The organism is Pseudomonas sp. G.S.17 (assembly GCF_038096165.1).
Taxonomy (GTDB): Bacteria; Pseudomonadota; Gammaproteobacteria; order Pseudomonadales; family Pseudomonadaceae; genus Aquipseudomonas.
In genome coordinates this window covers 2490357-2511728 of record NZ_CP151076.1, presented here as the reverse complement: position 1 = coordinate 2511728, position 21372 = coordinate 2490357, and the positions used below count along the sequence as shown (strand labels likewise).

The window sequence follows — 21372 nt, the reverse complement described above, 5'->3', positions numbered from 1 at the left end:
GCTCTTCTACTACTTTCGTACTGGTTTTGCTTTCTATCGTCGCATTCCCAAAGCGGCGGTTGTGCCTTGTAATGCAGGTCATAACAAGAAAGGAATAGCCGCCATGCTGCGTGCTTTGCGCTCAACCCTGCTATCGATGGTGCTTGCTACGACGCTGCCGTGCCTCGCCGTGGCTGACACCCCGTTGTTTTCCGCCGATGGCTATCGCATAGCTTTGTATCGCAGCCCGACGCCCGTTCAGGTCGAGGGCGCGCGGATTATTGACACGGCGCAGCTTCAGGCGCTTATGCAACAACCTGCCAAACCGCTGCTGATCGATGTGTATCGCCGACAATGGCTGCAAGGTCGCTTCATCGAAGACGAACCTCACGCCAATCTGCCGGGCAGTCTGTGGCTGGCCAATACTGGCGACGGTGAACTGACAGAGCAATGGCAGGCTTATTTTGTCGGCCATCTGCAGCAAGCCAGCGCCGGTCGTCACGATATGCCAATGGTGTTTTACTGCCGCGCCGATTGCTGGCTGAGCGGGAACGCCGTGAAGCGCGCGGCGGCGCTGGGCTACAGTGATCTGTATTGGTACCGCGACGGTCTCGACGCCTGGCAGGCTGCCGGTTTGCCCGTCAAATCTGCGCAACCGCTGCCACTGCCCTGACACAAACGCAACGGACCCGAAGCACCATCAGAACAACACCATATTCCATAAAAACAAGGTGAATGGCATGTACAAAATTCTAATAGCCGACGATCACCCGCTGTTTCGCGAGGCCATCCACAACGTCATCACTGACGGTTTTCCCGGCAGCGAAGTGATGGAAACCGAGGACCTGGAAAGCGCCCTGGCCTTGACCCAGCAGCATGACGATCTGGACCTCATCCTGCTGGACCTGAACATGCCCGGCATGCACGGCCTCAATGGCCTGATAAACCTGCGCAACGAAGCGCCGACCATCCCGGTGGTGATCGTTTCCGCCGAGCAGGACAAACAGATTGTTCTGCAAGCCATCACCTACGGCGCAGTGGGTTTCATCACCAAATCGTCGCCGCGACTGCAAATGACCCAAGCCATCGAGCAGATTCTCAACGGCAACGTTTATCTGCCGTCGGACATCATCCGCAGTCAGAAGCCCGCCACCCGCCGACATAACAGCGAAAACCGAAGCTTCCCGCCGGAACTGCTGCAAGCCCTGACCCGCAAGCAATTACTGGTGCTGGAACGCATGACCAAGGGCGAGTCGAACAAACAGATCGCCTACACCTTGGAAATCGCCGAAACCACGGTCAAGGCCCACGTTTCAGCGATCCTGCGCAAGCTCAATGTGCACAACAGGGTGCAAGCCATTCTCAGCGCCGGAGACATTGATTTCGCCGCGTACCTGCGGCGCTGATCCATGCTCGTCTGAACCTGGTTGCCCGCCCTGCCACTGATTTTACAAAGCCGGTGGCCGGCTTCGTATGCTCCTTGAGTCGCGTTCAATGGCTTCCTTGGGATGAAGCCTCGATCAGCGATCTCCTCAGCCCTGCCGCACCATCCCTTCGCACGCCTCTTCGATATCGCTGGTTTGGGTGGGCCGCACCAGACGGCTCAACTCCTCACCGTCGCGCATGAATATCAGTGTCGGCCATAACTTGACGCGAAATGAACGGCCCAGCGGTCGCCCGCTGCCATCCTCGATTTTCAGATGCCGCACGTCGGGGTAATCGCGCATGACCGTGCTGATCAGCGGCTGTGCAGCTTTGCAGTAACCGCACCAATCGGTGCCGAACTCGATCAGCGTCGCGCCCTGCAAGGCGTCTACCTCGGCGCGCGTCGGTGCGGTGGTGGCGTAAGGCTGGCTGCTCATGGAATGTCTCCGAAAATGGGAATGCTCTGCCGTCGATGGTCAATGTGACATGTGAACGACGCCATGGGCAGAGGGTTCCTTACTCGTGTTCAGACTCATCTGCGCATTTCTACCCTTGCGTGATCGGAAATATGGACTTACATTACGACCATAATATTACGACCGTAATCCATAGATTCCCGTCGCGGCCAAGGCTGCGACGCACACTTGCGCAGGTAACGCTGATGAACAGTTCACTTCAGGCCGATTTAACGGCCAGCACCGCCGTCCCATCGCGCAACAAGTCGCCCCTGCTCAAACGCCTGTTGTTGCTGCTGGTGATCATCACCGCGTTGGTGGCCGCGGTACTGTTCGGCCTGCATTGGTGGACGGTCGGCCGCTTCATTGAATCCACCGACGATGCTTATATCGGTGGCGACGTCACCGTGATCGGTCCCAAGGTGCCGGGCTATATCACCGAGCTGAAGGTCGTCGACAACCAGTTCGTCCACGCCGGTGACTTGCTGGTAAAGATCGACGACCGTGATTACCAGGCCGCGCTGCACAAAGCCGAAGGTGCAGTCGCCGCTCAGCAAGCGCTACTGGCCAATCTGGATGCCACCGAAGAACTGCAACACGCGGTGGTCGGTCAGGCCAAGGCCGGTATCGATGCCGCTAACGCCGAAACCGTGCGCTCACGGGACGATCATGCGCGCTATAAAGACTTGGTCAGCCGCTCCGCCGTGTCGGTAGAAAGCGCCCAGCGTGCTGACGCGACGTTCAAGACCGCGCAAGCCAACGGCGCCAAGGCCCAGGCTTCGTTGCTCGCCACACAACGCCAACTCAATGTGATTGCCAGCCAGAAACAGCAGGCTCGCGCGGCGCTGATGCAAGCCGTGGCCGAGCGGGAGATGGCGCAGCTCAACGTTGCCTACACCGAATTGCGTGCGCCGGTGGATGGCGTAATCGGCAACCGTCGGGCGCGGGTCGGCGCCTACGCAGCGGCCGGAACCCAACTGCTTTCGGTGGTGCCCGCCAGCGGCTTGTGGGTCGACGCCAATTTCAAGGAAGACCAATTGGCGCACATGCTGCCCGGCCAACCGGTGACCATTCACGCCGACGTGCTGCCGGGTCGCGAATTTCACGGGCATCTGGACAGCCTGGCCCCAGCGACCGGCGCGCAATTCAGCGTATTACCGCCGGAAAACGCCACCGGCAACTTCACCAAGATCGTGCAGCGAGTGCCAGTTCGGGTGTTGCTGGATCAGGACGACAGCACGCTGGGCAGCCTGCGGCCGGGTCTTTCGGTTACCGCGCAAGTCGACACCAACGCCAAGGTCAGCGTTCCGACTCCATCCGCACCGGTTGCTGCGGCTAATGTGAGCCGTGCGCCATGAGTACGGTCGGCGTTGCTGCTTCTGCGCAGCCTTTCGACGCGGCATCGATGCCCACCGCGCAAAAAGTCTTCGCCTTCGCCACCATGTGCGTGGGCATGTTCATTGCCCTGCTCGACATCCAGATTGTCTCGGCTTCGCTACGTGATATCGGCGGCGGCTTGTCGGCCGGCGCAGATGAAACGGCCTGGGTACAGACCAGCTACCTGATTGCCGAAATCGTGGTCATCCCGCTGTCCGGCTGGTTGTCCCGAGTGATGTCGACCCGCTGGCTGTTCTGCGCGTCGGCGGTGGGTTTCACCCTCGCCAGCCTGCTGTGTGGCCTGGCGTGGAATATCCAGAGCATGATCGCCTTTCGTGCCCTGCAAGGTTTTCTAGGCGGCTCGATGATCCCGATGGTATTTACCTCGGCGTTCATGTTCTTCACCGGCAAACAGAAAGTCATCGCCGCTTCGACCATCGGCGCCATCGCGTCCCTGGCGCCGACGCTGGGCCCGGTGATTGGCGGCTGGATCACTGATGTTTCGTCCTGGCACTGGCTGTTTTACATCAACCTGCTGCCGGGCATTTTTGTCGCGGTTGCCGTGCCGATGCTGGTCCGTATCGACAAACCGGACCTGTCCCTGCTCAAGGGCGCCGACTACGCGAGCATGCTGTTCATGGCGGTATTTCTCGGCTGCCTGGAATACACCCTGGAGGAAGGGCCGCGCTGGAACTGGTTCAGCGACAGCACGATTGTCGCCACGGCATGGATCTCCGGGATCGCGGCGCTGGCGTTCGTCAGCCGCACTTTGATGGTCGCCAACCCCATCGTTGATTTGCGCGCATTGAAGGATCGCAATTTCGCCTTGGGTTGCTTCTTCTCGTTCGTGACCGGCATCGGTCTGTTCGCGACGATTTACCTGACGCCGCTGTTCCTCGGCCGGGTGCGTGGCTACAGCGCGCTGGATATCGGCCTTGCGGTGTTCTCCACCGGTGTATTTCAGGTGATGTCGATCCCGCTGTATGCGTTTCTCGCCAATCGGGTCGACCTGCGCTGGATTCTCATGGTCGGGCTGGCGTTGTTCGCCGTATCCATGTGGGACTTCTCGCCGATTACCCACGATTGGGGCAGCAAGGAATTGCTGTTGCCCCAGGCCTTGCGCGGCATTGCCCAACAATTGGCCGTGCCTCCAGCGGTGACCCTGACCCTGGGCGGGCTGGCCATGGCGCGGCTCAAGCAGGCATCAGGCTTGTTTAACCTGATGCGCAACCTCGGTGGCGCGATCGGCATTGCCGCCTGCGCGACGATTCTCAACGACCGCACCAATCTGCATTTCACGCGCATGGCCGAACACCTGAACAGCAGCAACGAAGCCATGAACCAATGGCTGAGCCAGGTGAGCGGCAATCTGGCCAGCCTTGGCCAGTCCGGCAACGACGGCATGACCGCCGCGTTGCATCAACTGTGGCTGCTGACACTGCGCGAAGCCCAGACCCAAACCTACGCCGATGCGTTCCTGGCGATCATGGTCTGTTTCATCATCGCCACCGCCATGGTGCCGTTGATGCGCAAGGTCGTTCCGCCCGCTGCGCCTTCCGCCGACGCTCACTGAGAAACCCACGCCATGAAGACCCTGAATAGCACCCGCACTTTTACCTTGAGCCTGCTGGTGGTGGCGTTGGCCGGCTGCGCAGTCGGCCCGGATTACCAGACGCCCGTGCCCATCGTCAGTGGCCCGTTCAGCCAGCAGACATTGCTCGACCAGCGGATTGGCGAGACGCCCGCGCCGTCGCTGGACACCTGGTGGAACGGTTTCGCCGATCAGCAACTGAACCGGATCATCGAGCGTGTGCTCAAGCAGAATCTCGATCTGCAGGCCTCCATGGCCCGGGTCGAACAGGCCCAGGCTGCCGCCCGTGAAGCTGGGGCCGAACGTTTGCCCGAGGGCAATCTCGACGCTCGCGCCGTGCGTCAACGCCAGTCCCAGGAAAGCGCGCTGGGCAAGATCGGCAGCACCTTTCCCGGCTACGAACGCAATCAGACGATTGAAACCATCGGTGCTGGCGCCAGCTGGGAGGTCGACCTGGCCGGTGGCCTGAAGCGTGGCGAACAAGCTGCCAGCGCCGAAGCCCAGGCAGCCGAGGCCAATCACACCGGCGTGCGGATTTCCGTTGCGGCCGAGGCGGCCGACGCTTACTTCCGGGTGCGGGGCGCGCAACAACGCATCGCGCTGGCCGAAGATCAGGTACAGACCGAAGCGGCCTTGCTGGCCCTGGTCAACGACCGTTTCGGCAGCGGCCTGTCGACCCATCGCGAACAGGCCCAGGCTCAGGCGCTGGTCTTGCAGGCCCGCGCCACCTTGCCGCCATTGCGCACGGAACTGGCGTTGCAGCTCAACCGGCTCGATGTGCTGATGGGCGCGCAACCCGGCACCTACGCCAAAGAATTGCTGACCCGTTCGCAAAGCTACAAGGTGCCGACGATCAGCGACACCGACGGCCCTGCCAGCCTGCTGCGCCGGCGTCCCGACGTGATGGCGGCCGAACGCCGTCTGGCTGCGTCCAGCGCACATATCGGCGCGGCCATTGCCGAGTATTACCCGAAGGTCTCGCTGGCCGGTTTACTGGGTTTTGAAAGTCTGCACAGTGGTTCGTTGATCGGCGCTTCGGCGTTTCAACCCCAGGCCATCGTCGGCCTGCACTGGCGGCTGTTCGATTTCGGTCGGGTAGACGCTGAAGTCGCCCAGGCCAAAGGCGCCAACGCCGAAGCTCTGGCGCAATACCGCCAATCAATGCTGCGCGCCACCGAGGATGTGGAAAACGCCATCGTGACCCTGACCGAACTGGAATCCCAGCATCGGGAAGTGGAACAGGAAGTCGCCGCCCACAAAGTCGCCCGCGACGCCGCGCAGGATGCCTATAAAGGTGGGGCGATCAGTCTCGTAGAAGTGCTGGATGAAGACCGGTTGTTGCTGACCTCGCGGGATCAATTGGCGCAACTGCACGCCAATGACGCCCGGGCGGCGGTGGCCACATTCCGCGCGCTGGGCGGTGGCTGGCCGCAGGCGGTGCAGACTGCCGGGAAGTAGATCACCTGATTTTGTGGGAGCGAGCTTGCTCGCGAATAGGCCATTACATCCAGCACATGTATCTCGCCAGAAATATCGCCTTCGCAAGCAAGCTTGCTCCCACGGGTCGTGCGCTTATTGGCTCCTAGCCTTTGATAAACGCCAACAACGCCTGGTTGACCTCATCGGCCAGGGTCGTGCACATGCCGTGAGGTGCGCCGGGGATGATTTTCAGGGTCGAGCCCTTGACCAATTCCGCACTGCGCAACGCGGAGGCCTTGATCGGCACGATCTGGTCGTCGTCACCGTGCAGAATCAGCGTCGGGATGTCGATTTTCTGCAGGTCTTCGGTGAAGTCGGTTTCCGAGAAGGCCTTGATGCAGTCCAGTTCGCCTTTGATCGAACCGAGCATACCCATGAACCAGAACGCATCGATGGTGCCCTGCTCGACCTTGGCGCCTTCGCGATTGAAGCCGAAGAACGGCACGGCCAGGTCCTTGAAGAACTGCGAGCGGTTGCCGAGTGTGCCAGCACGAATACCGTCGAACACATCAATCGGCAAGCCTTCCGGATTCGCCTCGGTCTTGAGCATCAGCGGTGGTACTGCGCCGATCAGCACGGCTTTGGCAACCCGGGAAGTACCGTGACGTCCGAGGTAACGCGCCACTTCACCACCACCGGTGGAGTGACCGATCATGATCGCGTCTTTCAGATCCAGCGCTTCGAACAGCTCCGCCAGATCGTCGGCGTAGGTGTTCATCTCGTTGCCTTCCCACGACTGACCCGAACGGCCATGACCGCGACGGTCGTGAGCAATCACGCGATAACCCTGCGCGCCGAGGAAAACCATCTGCGCATCCCACGCATCGGCATCCAGCGGCCAGCCGTGAGAGAACACGATGGGCTGGCCGGTGCCCCAATCCTTGTAAAAAATCTCGGTGCCATCTTTGACTTTCAACAGGCTCATTGGATATTCCTCAGGTGATGAAGTGATGGGAGATGCTAAGACGTGAGGAAGGAGACTAGACGCGAATGAGGCGCAGACATTGAACATCTGTGCGGTTTTTGATGGGTGGTTGCCGCCCTGGCTCGCACACAAGGGAAATGTGTACATATCCATTGCTTCGATAACGGCGGCTTTTGGTTGCGCCCTTACGGCGCCTCACTTTTGAACAGCCCAAAAGTAAGCAAAAGGCTCTTGCCCCACCACTCGGTCCCTCGCTTTGGCTCGGCATGCCCGTAATCCGACATTGATTCGGAGGGTCGCCGCAAAGGGCCATCCCTGGCCCAGTGCGGCTAAACCGGCGTCCTGCCGGTTTACCCTCCAAATCAACATCGGATTTCGGCCAGCGTGATTTGACGGGGCGCTTGAGATCAAGATCAAAAACAAAGCCAAAGCCAAAGCCAAAGCGGCGTTGAATCTGTGTGGACCGTATCTCAACTGTAGGAGCGAATTTATTCGCGAGGCGTAAGTGTCAGCTACACAATCATCGTTGCCGGCTATCGCTAACAAAACCAGCACATACCGCGCGGTAAGTTCGCAAAACAGGTCGGTTTTCAGGCCGCCTCACTTTTCGAAAGTGACCCGCCGTAAGGGCGCAACCCTAAGCAGCCTTTACCGCAGCAACGGATATACCCCCCCAATCTGACCCTGTATAGATCAGACCTGCATCCCATCCCGCCCCACAACCACGCCCTCCGGCAACTCGCTTTCATGCTCCATCAGCCACACATCCAGCGTATGCCCGACATGGGTCAGCACCGCCTTGGCAGGTTGCAGACGGTCGATGATGTCCAGAGCCAGGCTCAGATCGTTGTGATTGCGTGGGGTTTGTGGCTGCTGCGGCATGGAGCAGTCGAGGATCAACGCATCCAGCGGTTCACGTTGCAGATAAGCGAAGGTCGCTTCGGGCAGGCCGACGGTGTCGGTGAGGTACGCAACGCGTCGCCCTTCCCCTTGCAACAGGTAACCGAGCGTCGGTTTTGAATGAACCAAGGGTAACGCCGTCACGCTCAAGGCACCGAGCTGACGGGTTTCAAACTCAATGAAAGGCTGGCTGAAATCCAGAATGCCCGGATGCTTGTACAGATCGGACAAACCTTCCGGGTCCACCGGGCCGTGTACCGGAATGACCAGTCCCTGGCCCCAGCGCAGATGCAGCAAGCCCTGCGCATGATCGGCGTGGTAGTGGGTTTGCAGAATGCCGTTCAGGCTGCGCGGCGGGAATCGTTCGGTGAGGTCGGTCAGGCCGCTGTCGATCAACCAGCGCTGATCGCCGCATTCAACCAGTGCGCTGCACGGCAGCCGCCGATAATGCTGGTCGGTATGCGCCAATCCACAGGCCGCGCATTGGCAGCCGTAGACCGGCACTTGCCGGGCGTCAGCGGTGCCCAGCAAGGTCAGGCGCATGCGTGCTCGCGGGCGATGCGCTGGATCAACTGTTCGACACTGTGTTCCAGCGCTCCAGAGTTATCCAGGACAAAAACCCCTGGGGCCGAGGCTTGCACATCGCCGGAAAATTCAGCGTTGCGCCGCAACCGCGCGTCGATTTCAGCCGCCGATTCCCTGCCCCGCGCCAGCAAACGCTGACGCAAAGCCTGTTCGCTGACGGTCAGCAGCACCGCCAGCAAATCGGGATAACGTTGTCGCGCCTGAGGCAGATAGCCCCGGGAACCGTTGATCAGCACATCGGAGCCTTGCGCAAGCCATTCGTCGATCTCTTTGGGAATGCCGTAATGCAAGCCGTTGGCCTGCCAGCTCAAGGCGAATTCGCCCTGCGCCTGCATCGCCGTAAATTGCTCGACACTCACCGCTTGCGCCGCCTCGCCGACCGCTTCCGCCGAACGGGTGATCACCCGGCGCACGATTCGGCAGCCGCGCCGTGCCAGCTCATCGCGTGCCGCGTCCAGCAGGCTGTCCTTGCCCGAACCGGACGGTCCGATGAGATAGATCAACCTGCCAACCATCAATACACCCTCTTGCCTTGCCGCCATACGTGTTGAATCACCGGCAGCGCGTCCTGAGTCCGGACATGAACCAGGTCAGCGCGCAGACCGATACGAATTTCCCCACGATCAGTCAGACCCGCCGCAATTGCCGGTGCTCTGCTGACCATGCTCACCGCCTGCGACAGCGAGCAATTCTGCTCCTGATCGGCCAGCGCGAACGCGGCCTGCAGCAGGCTGGCCGGATAGTAGTCGCTGGAGAGAATATCCAGTAGCCCTACTTTGGCCAGACCCGCCGCCGCGACGTTGCCCGAGTGCGAACCGCCGCGCACCACATTCGGCGCGCCCATCAATACGCTCATGCCCAAACGGCGGCAGGTCTGGGCCGCTTCCAGCGTAGTGGGAAACTCGGCGATGGTCATCCCGTAACCTGCCGACTCTTCGACATGAGCGACGGTTGCGTCGTCGTGACTAGCCACCGACAAGCCCCGCGCCAGGCAATCCTCAACAATCGCGCGCCTATAGCTGTCGCTGTATTTGCGGGAGTTGGCGACCTGTTCGACGATGAATTCGTCCATCTGCGCCGTGTTCAGGTGATATTTGCCCATGTAGTACTCGCGGTACTTGGACTCCAGGGCGAACTGACGCTGGCCCGGCGAATGGTCCATCACCGACACCAGCTGGACCAGCGGCTGTTCCACCAGATCGCGGAACACACTCAAGGTGTCCGGATGGCAGACTTCGCAGCGCAGGTGCAAACGGTGCTCGGCGCGGGTCAACCCGGCAGCATTGGCCGCCGCGATGGCTTCGAGCATGGCCGGCAGTTGCTGCATGCGCTTGCCCTTGGGGTTCACGTCGCCAATGGACAGCGCGTCGAATACGGTGGTGATGCCGGACGAGATAATCTGCGCATCGTGACTGAGCACCGCCGATGCCGACGGCCAGTCCACGCCGGGGCGCGGCGACAGATGTTTTTCGAGGTTATCGGTATGCAGCTCCACCAGGCCCGGCAGCAAATAGTCGCCCTGCAGGTCTTGCGCCTGGGGCAGCCTGCTGCGCCCTTCGCTGACCTCGGCAATCAGGCCGTTGCGCAACACCACGGTGCCGTGGAATACCTGTTCGGCGCCGACTACCTGGGCGTTGGTCAGAATCTGTTCGGTCAGCATTGCAGCAACTCCTTGGCGGTGAGTTCCAGTGGGGTCATGTTCAGATGGCGGTCGGCGACGGCTTCGCGAGCGGTACGGTCGTGGAAGATACCGATCAACGCGGCTCCGGCCTGCTTGGCTTCGTTGATCAGTTGCAGCACCACCTGGCCATTGGTGTCATCCAGCGAAGCCGTCGGTTCGTCCAGCAGCATCACTGGCCAGGGCACCATGAAACCCCGGGCGATATTGATCCGTTGCTGCTCGCCACCGGAGAACGTCCCCGGTGCCAGTTGCCACAAGCGCTGCGCAATGTTCAAGCGCGTCAGCAGCAATTCGGCACGGGCCTTGGCCTCGACTTTGTTCCAGCCTCGGGCCAGCGCCGGTTCCATCACCACGTCAAGGGCGCAGACCCTCGGGATCACGCGCAGAAACTGGCTGACATAACCCAAAGTTTGCCGCCGCACCGCCAGCACTTGCCGGGGTTCGGCGCCCACCAGTTCCAGCGGCTGCCCTTCATGCTGCACACGAATGCTACCGCCTGCCGGAAGATAATTGCCGTACAACGTGCGCAACAAGGTGCTTTTGCCTGCGCCGGAATGCCCGTTGAGGACCAGGCATTCGCCGCCACGCACCGAAAAATTCAGGCCGCGCAGCACATTGAGCACCACGCCGTTTTGTTGATGCAGGGTGAAAGTCTTCGAGAGGTCGCGGACCTCGATCAGGGTATTCATCAGGCTCATCCCAAAAGTCGCTTCACGGTTGCAGCACCGAAGACACCAGCAGCTGCGAGTATGGATGCTGCGGGTCATCGAGAATCTGGTCGGTCAGGCCGGTTTCGACGATCCGCGAAGCGCGCATCACGATCAGCCGATCCGCCAGCAGCCGCGCCACCGCCAGATCGTGGGTGACGATTACGACGGCCAGATCCAGCTCCCGCACCAGGCCGCGCAGCAGATCGAGCAGCCGTGCCTGCACCGACACATCCAGCCCGCCGGTGGGTTCATCCATGAAAATCAAACGTGGGCTGGACACCAGGTTGCGCGCGATCTGCAAGCGCTGCTGCATGCCGCCGGAAAACGTGCGTGGCAAGTCGTCGATGCGCAGCGGGTCGATTTCCACTTGCGTCAGCCAGTCGATGCCGGCCCCACGCAGTTGCTGATAATTGCGCATGCCCTGGGCCATCAGGCGCTCGCCGATATTGGCCCCGGCGGAAACGCCCATGCGCAAGCCGTCACGCGGATTCTGCTCGACGAAGCCCCACTCGGTGCGCAGCAAGGTGCGGCGCTCGGTTTCGCTGGCGCTGTACAGGTCCAGCACATGGCCGTCCTTGCGCCGATAATCGATGCCGCCACGATCCGGCGGGCACCGTCCGCTGAGCAGCGACAACAAGGTGGATTTGCCGGAACCGGACTCGCCGACGATGCCCAGCACTTCACCGGGATACAACTCGAAATTGACGTCCTGACAGCCCTTCTCCGGGCCATACAGCCGCGTCAGGCCGCGAACCTTGAGCAGCGGCGATGCAGCGTCAGGGTTTGCCGGAAAGATGGGTGCGGCGTGTGCGCTGTTCATTGGCCGGTCTCCTGCTGCAATACGCGCTGGGCGCAGTAATCGGTGTCGGAGCAGACAAAACTTTGCGTGCCAGCATCGTCGAGGATCAGCTCGTCGAGGTAGGAATCATGGCTGCCGCATATCGCGCAGTTGTGCTCCCAGCTCTGGATCTGGAACGGGTGATCCTCGAAATCCAGGCTGTGTACGCGGGTGAATGGCGGCACCGCGTACAGGCGCTTCTCGCGACCGGCACCGAAGAGCATCAAGGCCGGGCTCATGTCGAGCTTGGGGTTATCGAATTTCGGGATCGGCGACGGGTCCATCACGTAACGCTCATCGACCATCACCGGGTACGCATAGCTGGTGGCGATATGGCCGAAGGTGGCGATGTCTTCGTAGAGTTTCACGTGCATCACCCCGTAATCATTGAGCGCGTGCATGGTCCGGGTTTCGGTTTCCGAAGGCTCGATAAAGCGCAGCGGCTCAGGGATTGGCACCTGATAAACCAGAATCTGATCGGCATGCAACGGGGTTTCCGGGATGCGGTGGCGAGTCTGGATAACAGTCGCATCCGGAGTGCGCTCGGTGGTGGCGATGCCTGCGGTGCGCCCGAAAAAGCGCCGGATCGACACCGCATTGGTGGTGTCGTCCGCGCCCTGATCGATGACCTTGAGCACGTCTTCAGCGCCGAGAATTGCTGCCGTCAACTGCATGCCGCCGGTGCCCCAGCCATAAGGCAATGGCATCTCGCGGCCACCGAACGGCACTTGATAACCGGGAATCGCCACGGCCTTGAGCAAGGCGCGACGGATCATGCGTTTGGTCTGCTCGTCGAGATAAGCGAAGTTATACGCTTCGTCGCGCTCCGGTCGGGCCGGTCGGGATGTCTGGTAGGCATTCATGCGTGCGGCTCCTTGTGCGCAGGTGCGCGCAGCTTGCGGATCAACTCCAGTTCGGACTGGAAGTCCACGTAGTGCGGCAGTTTCAGGTGCGAGACAAAACCGGCGGCCTCGACGTTATCGCAGTGGGCCAGGACAAACTCTTCCTGCTGCGCCGGTGACTGAATCTCTTCGTTGAACTCCTCGGCACGCAGCGAGCGGTCCACCAGCGCCATGGCCATGGCCTTGCGCTCTGCATGACCGAACGCCAGGCCGTAACCGCGAGTGAACTGCGGCTGTTCAGTGCCGGAGCCAACGAACTGATTGATCATTTCGCATTCGGTGACTTCCAGAGTGCCGATGGAAATCGGGAAACCCAGTTCTTCGGGCTCGATCCACACCTCGACTTCGCCGATACGAATCTCCCCGGCGAACGGGTGATTGCGGCCATAACCGCGCTGGGTCGAATAGCTCAGCGCCAACAGAAAGCCCTCGTCGCCACGAGCCAGTGCCTGCAAGCGCTGGGCGCGGGTGGCCGGGTATTCCAGTGGCTCGCGGGTGATATCAGCGACCGCTTCGCCGTCATCCGCTTCGTTCTTGATCAACCCTTCTTTAGCGAGCAAGCCCAGCACACGCGGGCACGGCTCCAGCGCCGCGCCCTCCTGCACCTGCGGCCCGGCAAACTCGCCTTCGGCCAGCAGGCTGAAATCCAGCAGGCGATGGGTGTAGTCGAAGGTCGGGCCGAGCAATTGCCCGCCCGGTACGTCCTTGAACGTCGCTGAGAGGCGACGGTTGAGCTGCATGTTCGAGGTGTCGATGGGCAAGCTGGCGCAGAAACGCGGCAGCGTGGTGCGATAGGCCCGCAGCAGGAAGATCGCTTCGATCATGTCCCCGGCCGCTTGCTTGATCGCCAGCGCGGCCAGTTGCTCGTCGTACAGCGAGCCTTCAGTCATGACCCGAGCCACGGCCAGCGGCAATTGCTGGCGGATCTGCTCGACGCTGAGTTCCGTAATGGAAGTATCGCCCCGGCGCTTTTTCGCCAGCAGCTTGTGGGCGTTGTCGATGGCCTGTTCGCCACCCTTGACCGCGACGTACATCAGGCACGCTCCTGCACACGAGTGCTGCGTGGCAAACCGAGCAAGTCACTGCCCGCGAGGAAAAACACATCCAGGCCACGAGGAAAATCGTTATGGGTTTCCCGCTCCTGCCAGAACGTATCGTTGACCGGCAGTGCGACGCGGTTTTCCGTCTGGATGCCCGGCCCGCGCCAGCTCAGCAGCGGCCCGCCGGACAGGCTCGGCAGCTGGATCAGCAAGGTGCAGGACTGATCAGGGTAACGGTCGTTGCCCAGATCGAAGCCGTGCAAATCATGCAGCTGACTGTGATCGAGCAAAGCGAAGCGTGCGTTCTGCCGCTCGCTGACAATCGGGCAGCCACAATGGAAGGTCAGGTTGGCACGAATGACCGGCGTATCGAACGCTGGCGCCAGCCACAACGGCGTGTCGATATCCAGCAGCGCCAGACACAATGCATGACTGGCCGCCGCCAGACCTTGCAAGGCCGGTGGCTGTTGCGCCGCCTGCAAGGGATGAATCACGCCGGGACCGGCCAGCGCCTTGAGCGCCGCACGAAAACTGCGTTGCGCATCGAGCACAGGGTCGGCGAATGCCGGTTGCAGAAGGGTTGCGCTCATCAGTCTTCTCCTCTGACCAGGGTAAAGAATTCCACCTTGCTGGCGGCGGTCTGTGCGTCTTGCTCGGCGCGGCGTGCGGCCTGAGTGCGGGCCAGCGGCTCGATCAGTTGGTTGAGCCAGTGCTGCTGTTGCGTGCCTTGCAGATGGGCGTCGGCCAGAGCGGCCAGTTCGGCGCGGGCCTTGTCGCGCCCGGCCAGGTAACTGAAACCGGTGCGCCCGTCCGCGAGGCGCACCACGCAGCGGGTCACGCTCATTTCCCCGACGTTGAATGGCGCGCCAGTGCCGCCCATGCGGGCACGCACCAGGGTCATGCCGATTTCCGGGGCGCGAATCAATTGGTATTCGGCATCGCGCAAGGCCGATTCATGAAGGTTCAAGTCGTCGCGGGTGGCGCGGGCAAGCAGCCCGATCCAGCGCTGGCGAGCAACGATAGCTGGGTCTGTTTCAGGGTTCATGTCTGGCATCTCCATCATGTAATGACCTGATACTGGAAGCGGTCGGAGCGGCTGGTGGAACGGGACAGTTCCACCGGATTGCCGGCGTCGTCCCGGGAAACGGTGAGCACCGTGAGGACCGGTAAATGCCGGGGCATCATCAATAGCCCGGCTTCTTCACGGCTGGGCAAACGTGAGCCGATCAAGCTCAGGATGCGCGTCAACGGCAACTGGCGCGCAGCGAAGAACTGGCGCAATGAGCCACTGCGATAGGCCGACAGCATTTCACTGCGGCTGGCACAGAACCGATGCCGGATCAGGCTCACCGGCTGGCCGTCGAGGCGGCGCAAGGTGTTCAGCTCGACCAGCGGCGCGTGTTCGGCCACGCCCAGATGTTGCGCATCTTCAGCAGTCGCCAGGCATTCATTGCGATGCAGGAGCGTTGCTTCAACTCCCAGGCCCAGCGCTGACAATGACTGGCTGTAGGCGCTGTCAGCCTGCACCGGGTAAATCAACCGGCGTTCCAGCACTTGCGTGCCCTTGCCCTGGCGGCGCAGCACGCAGCCTTCACGCACCAGCTCGTCAATGGCGCGGCGGATGGTGTGGCGGTTGACGGCGAAGCGCGCGGCCAGCTGGATTTCGGCGGGGAGATAATCCCCGGCGCGATAACCGTCCAGTTCGTTGCGCAAGGTGTCCGCCAATTCGCGGTACACCGGCTCTGCTTGTCTAGACATTTCCATGGTTAAAAAAAGCGCAACAAAGCGCCCCCTCTCCTTCTAGATGAACTGCTTGCGCAAGCGCTGGGACACGATGTCGATGGCGCTTACCACGACGATGATCACCAGCAATACCGCGCAGGTCTGGGTGAACTGAAAGGCGCGGATGTTTTCCCAGAGGATCACGCCGATGCCGCCCGCGCCGACCATGCCCACCACTGTCGCCGAGCGCACGTTGGATTCGAAGCGGTACAGCGCATAGGAAATCCACAGCGGCATGACTTGCGGGATCACCCCGTAGATCACTTCCTGCAAGGCGCTGGCGCCGGTGGCGCGCACCCCTTCAACCGGTCCCGGATCGATGGCTTCCACGGCTTCGGCGAACAGCTTGGCGAGCACGCCGGTGGTGCTGATCCACAGCGCCAGAACGCCAGCAAATGGACCCAGACCCACAGCCACCACGAACAACATGGCGAAGACCATTTCATTGATGGAGCGGAAGGAATCCATGACCCGGCGCAGCGGCTGGTGAATCCACCACGGGGTGATGTTGTCGGCACACAAAATACCCAGCGGCACCGAGCAGACAATCGCCAGCACCGTGCCCCACAGAGCGATTTGCACCGTGACGATCATTTCCTTGAGGTATGAACGCCATTCATGGAAGTCCGGCGGGAAGAAATCGGCAGCGAAAGTCGCCATGTTCCCCGAGTCGCGGTACAGCGCCAGCGGGTTCATTTCAGCGCCTTGCCAGGCCCAGGCCAACATCGCCAGAAACAAGCCCCAGCCCAGGTATTGCGGCCAGGTGCGCTTGCCCGCGGCCTGAACGTATGCAGCGTGCGTAGTGCTCGTCATAAATAGCTCTCGGTGGCCAGAAACGGGCGCGGCACAACACCGCGCCCGGTCAATCAACCGGCAGTGGCAGTGTTTTTCTTCTCAAGCTCGGTGATGCGGTCTTGCAGCTTGGTCAGGCCGGCATCAATGTCTTTAAGGCGCTTGGCCTTTTCAGCGGCATCCAGCGTGGTGCTGGCGACCACTTCGGTGCGTTGCTTGAACAGGTCCAGCTGGCGGATCGGCAACAACTGGTCATCGCTGGATTTGAGGAACTTGCCCAGCTGCATGCCTTTGAGCACGGCTTTCTCTTCGTCGGTGTTGCCGTAGTCAGCGAAGAACTCACGAATCTTGGCTTTGTTTTCGTCCGACAGCGCCTTGCTCCAGACCATCGGGTCGGCAGGGATCAAGGGCGATTTCCAGATCACTTTGAGCTTGGCCGCCATGTCCGGCTGGGTAACTTCCAGACGATCCCAGCTCTCGGTATTGAAGGTGGCGACATCCAGTTGACCCTTGGCAACGCTGAGGGCGTTCACTTCATGGCTGGAGTTGAGCGTGCGCTTGAACGCCGTGGCGGCATCGACGTTGTTCTTGGCGAACACGTAGTAGCCCGGGACCAGATAGCCGGAGGTGGAGTTTGGATCACCATTGCCGAAGGTCAGGGTCTTGGCGTTCTTGAGCATATCCTCGACCGAATTGATCGGGCTGTCCTTGCGGGCAATGATCACGCTCCAGTAACCGGCGGCGCCATTGGCGGCAGCGGTCTGGGCGAAGATTTCACCGTTGGAACGATCAACCGCTTCCATCGCCGCCTTGTTGCCCAGCCAGGCCACATCCACCTTGTTAAAGCGCATGCCCTGAATCAGGCCGGCATAGTCCGAAGCAAAGGTGGCGTTGACCTTCAGACCGGTTTTCTTGCCCATGTCATCCAGAAACGGCTGCCAGATGCTCTTGAGGTTCTGCGACGATTCGGTAGACATGATGCCGAAGTTGATGACTTTCTCGTCGGCATGGGCGGTGCCCAGCAAGCAACTGCCGAGCAAGGCAGCAGACACAACGACGCGACCAATACGGTTCAACATGGAAGCACTCCTGAAGTGATGTTCATGGATTGGCTGTTGGTTTTATTGCTGTATTCGTGAGTTTGGTGTCGCCGTTCAAACACGGGCGAGTGCCAGTTTGGGTGGCTGTACGGTGCGGCGGCCTTCGTCGGAAATCATCAGGCTGGTGTCCACATCCGCGCCGTACAGGTCGTTGAGGAACTGGCTGCTGAGGCCATGGGCATTGCCGTCGTAATGAATGCGACCGCCCTTGAGCGCCACGGCCCGCGGGCAATAACGCACGGCGTAATCCACCTGATGCAAGGTGACCACCACGGTCTTGCGGTCAGTGCGGTTGATGTCGGCGAGGATTTCCATGACCTTGCGCGCCGACTCGGGATCGAGCGAGGCAATGGGTTCATCGGCGAGGATCACTTCGGCGCGCTGGGTCAACGCCCGGGCAATTGCCACGCGCTGTTGCTGACCGCCCGACAGGGTCGAGGCCCGTTGCGCAGCGAGGTCGGCCAGGCCAACGCGGTCCAGGGATTCCATGGCACGCTGCTTTTCATCGGCGTTGAACAAGCCGAGGTTGCCGCGCCAGCCGGGCATGCGCCCCAGGCAACCAATGAGCACGTTGTCCAGTACGCTGAGGCGATTGACCAGATTGAACTGCTGGAAGATGTAGCCGATGTCCGAGCGCAGATGACGCACTTTGCCATTGAGGCGCCCGCTGGACTGTACTTCTCGGCCCAGCACTTCGACCCGGCCGCCGTTGCTGCGGTCGCAACAGGCCAGGCCCGCCAGATGACGCAACAGCGTGGATTTACCCGAGCCGGAAGCGCCGATCAAGGCAACCATTTCACCGGGTTGTATAGACAACGCAAGGTCAACCAAAGCGGGCTTGCGCGCAAAAGTCTTGTTCAGACGTTCGACATGGATGGCTGCGGACATAGGCTTCTCTGTCTGGTTGCGCAGCCGGAATGGCCGCTTGGGTGCAACAAACAGTAGAGCTGGGGTATTTCAGCGGGATGAACCGAACATGACGGTTGGGTAACCGTTTGGTGAAAGGTTGAGCACGAAGGGATAACCAACCAGTATGTCCAGGACATCGACACTGGTTGGTTACATTCTTATCTACATTCGGAATAACGACTGTTTCATATCGATTACAACAACTAAAAGAATAATCAATGCGATATTGACGGCCCGAAGAAATACCACTAGACCCAAATAGTCACTGTTGTGACCTATCCCGGAAAAATGCTTGACCCGGCGTTATCGATGGCTTTGCCGCTTCGAACTATTTGAAAGAGATAGTTGGAAAACGGAGGAATCACAGTCATGACAACTCAAGCAGAAACCGAGCGACACATCACAAAAATCATCGTTGCCATTCACGGCATAGGCAGTCAGAGCCGCAGCAACACGATTCGCACTGTGGCGCACCGCATCGGAAGTCTGTACGAGGACCCCCCACCGCTAATGCCGCTGGTCTTCTTCCCGCTGGGTGAAAACGGCGAAGTCCATGTCAGCACGCTGGACGTCGGGGCGGGTCACAAAATGGAAAAGGTGGGATTTGCCGAGATCTATTGGGCCGATGTCGCCAAATGTGTGGTCACGCAAGGCGATACCCTGGAAGAGAGCAAAGCCTGGGGCAAAACCATTGTTGCCCGAGCCCACGCTTTGTACGAGGCGAAACTCAAGGACAAGAAACAATGCCTGGATGACAAGGATTTCGCCTTGGCGGCGGGTGCGGTGGATGAAATATTAGAGGCCGTTACCGTGATTGAAAACCTGAGCTGGGTGTTCAAGAAGTCCGGAGTTTTCGAATTCCAGATTTCTTCCCTGCTCAATGATTACATCGGCGACGTGCAACTGGTTGCCGACTTCAAGCCCTATCGAAAACAAATAATCGGCAACTTCCATGACGCGATGACCCAAATTGTCGACAGCTTTAAAACCAGACAACCTGAGACGCCGAGGATTTACATCGTCGCCCACAGCGAAGGGACCGTCATCAGTTTTCTCGCGATGCTTGAAGCGCTGTCCGCTCCCGTAAACAGCTCTTTGCAGGCCAAGTCCGGCCGAACCGCGACGTATCAGTGGATACAACACGTGTCCGGCTTCATGACCCTGGGTTCGCCTATCGACAAACATATATTGCTGTGGCCAAAGCTCTGGCCGGTTGACACCATCGCAACGGAAAACTTCACCGGCGCAACGCCGCTGGGGCACGTCACAGTCATTGCGCAACCACCGGAGAATGGCATCACCCTGCCCGCGCCGATCAAATGGCGTAACTACTACGACTTCGGCGATCCGGTCGGCTTCCAGCTGGATAGCGCCCGGGCCTACCTGCGGGATCAGCAATGCGCTGCATTTGAATTCGATGCAGAACATGACTTCGGTTTTGCCAGGTACTGGCTACCGGGCAAAGCACACGTAGATTACTGGCAAGATGCGGATGTGTTTCGTCATTTCATCGATGACGTGGTGTTTGCTGATTCCTCGCCCAACGTGACAGATACGTCAGCAGCCGCCAGCGACACGCCTGGCACCAGCGGCGCATCCCCGGCCAAGAGACTCCCGCCGAAGACCAGCCAGCTAGTCAGTCTGGTGAGCGTGGCTATTCCTTATGTGCTGTCATTCGTGCTGCATGTTGCCGCTGTGTACTTCATGCTCAAAGCCGTCATGACCTTCCTGTATCTGGACTCCTGGACTGCGCTCGAAATAACAAGCTGCGTCATCACCCTGTCCATCCTGCTCGCCAGTATCACCGTGGCCGGCCGACTCCCGCGCCTGGTAAAACGCACGCAAAAGCGATGGTGGATACTTGCGATTGGTGTTTACGCAGTGGGGGCCCTCGCCGTTATATACATGCTGGATGACCGAACTGCGGACTTCCTGACTTCCGGCATCGCAAACACGACGACAATTGAAAGCTTTTATGGGGTATCGCTGGAGAAAGCATGGCTTATCGGCTTGGGTGCCCTTGTCGCGGCGTCGTGCTGGCTGGTTCCGCGCAATCCTCGCTGGGGCCGCAGATTCATGGTGGGCTCGGGTGTGTTGGTCGTGGCGGCTGCAATAGCAGTGGGTTATATCAATGCACCGCCTGTATTCGAAGAGCACAGTGCAACGGGGACTGCAGCCAAGGAAGTAGAACGCCTGCTCTGGCCGCTTGTGCTTGCAGCGCTGGCGTTTATCTATCTGTGGTGGCTGGCGATCCTGACCTTTGACCTCGCATTCATCTGGCATCGTTATATCCGCAACTCGGTCGCCATCGACGCCGTCAGGTGCTGGCAGGATGAAAAAGATGCAAAGCCGCGAACATTCAAAGGGCGCGAACCCAATCTGGCAGTGCCGCATTTTTCACTGGTAAGCCAGGCCACTAAAAACCGAGTGCCGCGATGATGTCGCTGGAATGCTGTCATGACTGGGAGCGAGCCAGCGCTCACGCCGTAAATCTGTGTCGCCGCCACGAACGCCTCGCGAATAAATTCGCTCCTACACTCGAGATACAGTCCAAATCAATGTCGGATTACCGGCATGCCGAGCCAAAGCGAGGGACCGAGTGGTGGGCAAGAGCGCTTTGGTTACTTTCGCGCTTTTCGAAAGTGAGCCCTTAGTAGCCATTACCGAAGCAATGGATATGTACACATTTCCCTTGTAGGAGCTCACTTGATCGCGAGGCTCAGGTTCTGTAAACGCCTGATCAATTGTCTCGCCAACAAGTTGGTTCCTACAGGAGCGCCGAATTTAAATCCGACGCGAGACCTTAGAAGATTTCACTGTGTCGGCGATCCGTAGGACCGGCTTTAGCCGGGAGGGCGGAAGGTCTGACAATGCAATTGCTGCAAATGTACCGGCCTCCTCC

At 60.1% G+C, this 21372-nt stretch carries 21 protein-coding genes; 6 read left to right on the top strand and 15 right to left on the bottom strand.

All coding sequences use genetic code 11. From position 1 onward, the window contains the following. The first annotated feature begins 103 nt into the window (after positions 1 to 103). Positions 104 to 652, top strand: coding sequence for a PQQ-dependent catabolism-associated CXXCW motif protein (locus AABC73_RS11665; RefSeq protein ID WP_341523706.1), 549 nt, complete (start codon positions 104 to 106; stop codon positions 650 to 652). 67 nt (positions 653 to 719) lie between these two features. Further along, entirely contained in the window at positions 720 to 1385 is a 666-nt protein-coding gene (locus AABC73_RS11660) for a response regulator transcription factor (RefSeq protein WP_020289842.1), read from the top strand. A 126-nt stretch (positions 1386 to 1511) separates the two neighbouring features. Here AABC73_RS11660 and AABC73_RS11655 read toward each other — a convergent pair whose 3' ends face one another. Continuing rightward, the gene (locus AABC73_RS11655; RefSeq protein WP_341523705.1) at positions 1512 to 1841 is read right to left on the bottom strand and encodes a thioredoxin family protein; all 330 of its coding nucleotides are present in this window, start codon (positions 1839 to 1841) and stop codon (positions 1512 to 1514) included. Positions 1842 to 2065: 224 nt separating this feature from the next. Between AABC73_RS11655 and AABC73_RS11650 the strand changes: the two genes are divergently transcribed. The 3 genes from AABC73_RS11650 to AABC73_RS11640 are packed head-to-tail and all read left to right on the top strand — an operon-like array spanning position 2066 to position 6285. Beyond that, a complete protein-coding gene (locus tag AABC73_RS11650; protein WP_341523704.1) occupies positions 2066 to 3217 on the top strand; it encodes an HlyD family secretion protein in 1152 nt (383 codons plus the stop codon). Further along, positions 3214 to 4809, top strand: a complete 1596-nt coding sequence (locus AABC73_RS11645) for a DHA2 family efflux MFS transporter permease subunit (protein ID WP_341523703.1) — start codon at positions 3214 to 3216, stop codon at positions 4807 to 4809. Before AABC73_RS11650 ends, AABC73_RS11645 begins: the two co-directional genes overlap by 4 nt. Before the next feature lie 12 nt (positions 4810 to 4821). Continuing rightward, on the top strand, positions 4822 to 6285 hold the full coding sequence (locus AABC73_RS11640) for an efflux transporter outer membrane subunit (protein WP_341523702.1): 1464 nt from the start codon (positions 4822 to 4824) through the stop codon (positions 6283 to 6285). A gap of 124 nt (positions 6286 to 6409) precedes the next feature. Here AABC73_RS11640 and AABC73_RS11635 read toward each other — a convergent pair whose 3' ends face one another. From AABC73_RS11635 to phnC, 14 genes are all read right to left on the bottom strand, one after another. Beyond that, positions 6410 to 7231, bottom strand: coding sequence for an alpha/beta hydrolase (locus AABC73_RS11635; protein ID WP_341523701.1), 822 nt, complete (start codon positions 7229 to 7231; stop codon positions 6410 to 6412). Positions 7232 to 7924: 693 nt separating this feature from the next. Further along, positions 7925 to 8674, bottom strand: coding sequence for a phosphonate metabolism protein PhnP (phnP, locus tag AABC73_RS11630; RefSeq protein ID WP_341523700.1), 750 nt, complete (start codon positions 8672 to 8674; stop codon positions 7925 to 7927). After that, entirely contained in the window at positions 8665 to 9231 is a 567-nt protein-coding gene (gene phnN, locus AABC73_RS11625) for a phosphonate metabolism protein/1,5-bisphosphokinase (PRPP-forming) PhnN (RefSeq protein ID WP_341523699.1), read from the bottom strand. Before phnN ends, phnP begins: the two co-directional genes overlap by 10 nt. Continuing rightward, positions 9231 to 10376 (bottom strand): alpha-D-ribose 1-methylphosphonate 5-triphosphate diphosphatase, encoded by a 1146-nt coding sequence (locus AABC73_RS11620; RefSeq protein WP_341523698.1) that lies wholly within the window; start codon positions 10374 to 10376, stop codon positions 9231 to 9233. The genes phnN and AABC73_RS11620 overlap by 1 nt, the downstream gene beginning before the upstream one ends. Next, on the bottom strand, positions 10370 to 11086 hold the full coding sequence (gene phnL / locus AABC73_RS11615; RefSeq protein WP_341523697.1) for a phosphonate C-P lyase system protein PhnL: 717 nt from the start codon (positions 11084 to 11086) through the stop codon (positions 10370 to 10372). Before phnL ends, AABC73_RS11620 begins: the two co-directional genes overlap by 7 nt. A gap of 22 nt (positions 11087 to 11108) precedes the next feature. Next, positions 11109 to 11927: a phosphonate C-P lyase system protein PhnK gene (gene phnK / locus AABC73_RS11610; protein ID WP_341523696.1), complete on the bottom strand. Its 819-nt coding sequence runs from the start codon at positions 11925 to 11927 to the stop codon at positions 11109 to 11111. After that, a complete protein-coding gene (locus AABC73_RS11605) occupies positions 11924 to 12808 on the bottom strand; it encodes an alpha-D-ribose 1-methylphosphonate 5-phosphate C-P-lyase PhnJ (RefSeq protein ID WP_341523695.1) in 885 nt (294 codons plus the stop codon). The genes phnK and AABC73_RS11605 overlap by 4 nt, the downstream gene beginning before the upstream one ends. Next, positions 12805 to 13881, bottom strand: a complete 1077-nt coding sequence (locus AABC73_RS11600) for a carbon-phosphorus lyase complex subunit PhnI (protein WP_341523694.1) — start codon at positions 13879 to 13881, stop codon at positions 12805 to 12807. The genes AABC73_RS11605 and AABC73_RS11600 overlap by 4 nt, the downstream gene beginning before the upstream one ends. Beyond that, positions 13881 to 14477, bottom strand: a complete 597-nt coding sequence (gene phnH / locus AABC73_RS11595; protein ID WP_341523693.1) for a phosphonate C-P lyase system protein PhnH — start codon at positions 14475 to 14477, stop codon at positions 13881 to 13883. The genes AABC73_RS11600 and phnH overlap by 1 nt, the downstream gene beginning before the upstream one ends. Continuing rightward, entirely contained in the window at positions 14477 to 14941 is a 465-nt protein-coding gene (gene phnG / locus AABC73_RS11590) for a phosphonate C-P lyase system protein PhnG (protein WP_341524219.1), read from the bottom strand. The genes phnH and phnG overlap by 1 nt, the downstream gene beginning before the upstream one ends. Before the next feature lie 5 nt (positions 14942 to 14946). Continuing rightward, a complete protein-coding gene (phnF, locus tag AABC73_RS11585; RefSeq protein ID WP_341523692.1) occupies positions 14947 to 15651 on the bottom strand; it encodes a phosphonate metabolism transcriptional regulator PhnF in 705 nt (234 codons plus the stop codon). A gap of 36 nt (positions 15652 to 15687) precedes the next feature. Beyond that, entirely contained in the window at positions 15688 to 16482 is a 795-nt protein-coding gene (gene phnE / locus AABC73_RS11580) for a phosphonate ABC transporter, permease protein PhnE (RefSeq protein WP_341523691.1), read from the bottom strand. Between the two features lie 53 nt (positions 16483 to 16535). Then, the gene (gene phnD / locus AABC73_RS11575; RefSeq protein ID WP_341523690.1) at positions 16536 to 17540 is read right to left on the bottom strand and encodes a phosphonate ABC transporter substrate-binding protein; all 1005 of its coding nucleotides are present in this window, start codon (positions 17538 to 17540) and stop codon (positions 16536 to 16538) included. Between the two features lie 75 nt (positions 17541 to 17615). Continuing rightward, positions 17616 to 18449, bottom strand: a complete 834-nt coding sequence (gene phnC / locus AABC73_RS11570; RefSeq protein ID WP_341523689.1) for a phosphonate ABC transporter ATP-binding protein — start codon at positions 18447 to 18449, stop codon at positions 17616 to 17618. Positions 18450 to 18815: 366 nt separating this feature from the next. Here phnC and AABC73_RS11565 point away from each other — a divergent pair, with 366 nt between their 5' ends. Beyond that, positions 18816 to 20909, top strand: a complete 2094-nt coding sequence (locus AABC73_RS11565; RefSeq protein WP_341523688.1) for a hypothetical protein — start codon at positions 18816 to 18818, stop codon at positions 20907 to 20909. The last annotated feature ends 463 nt before the right edge of the window (positions 20910 to 21372 follow it).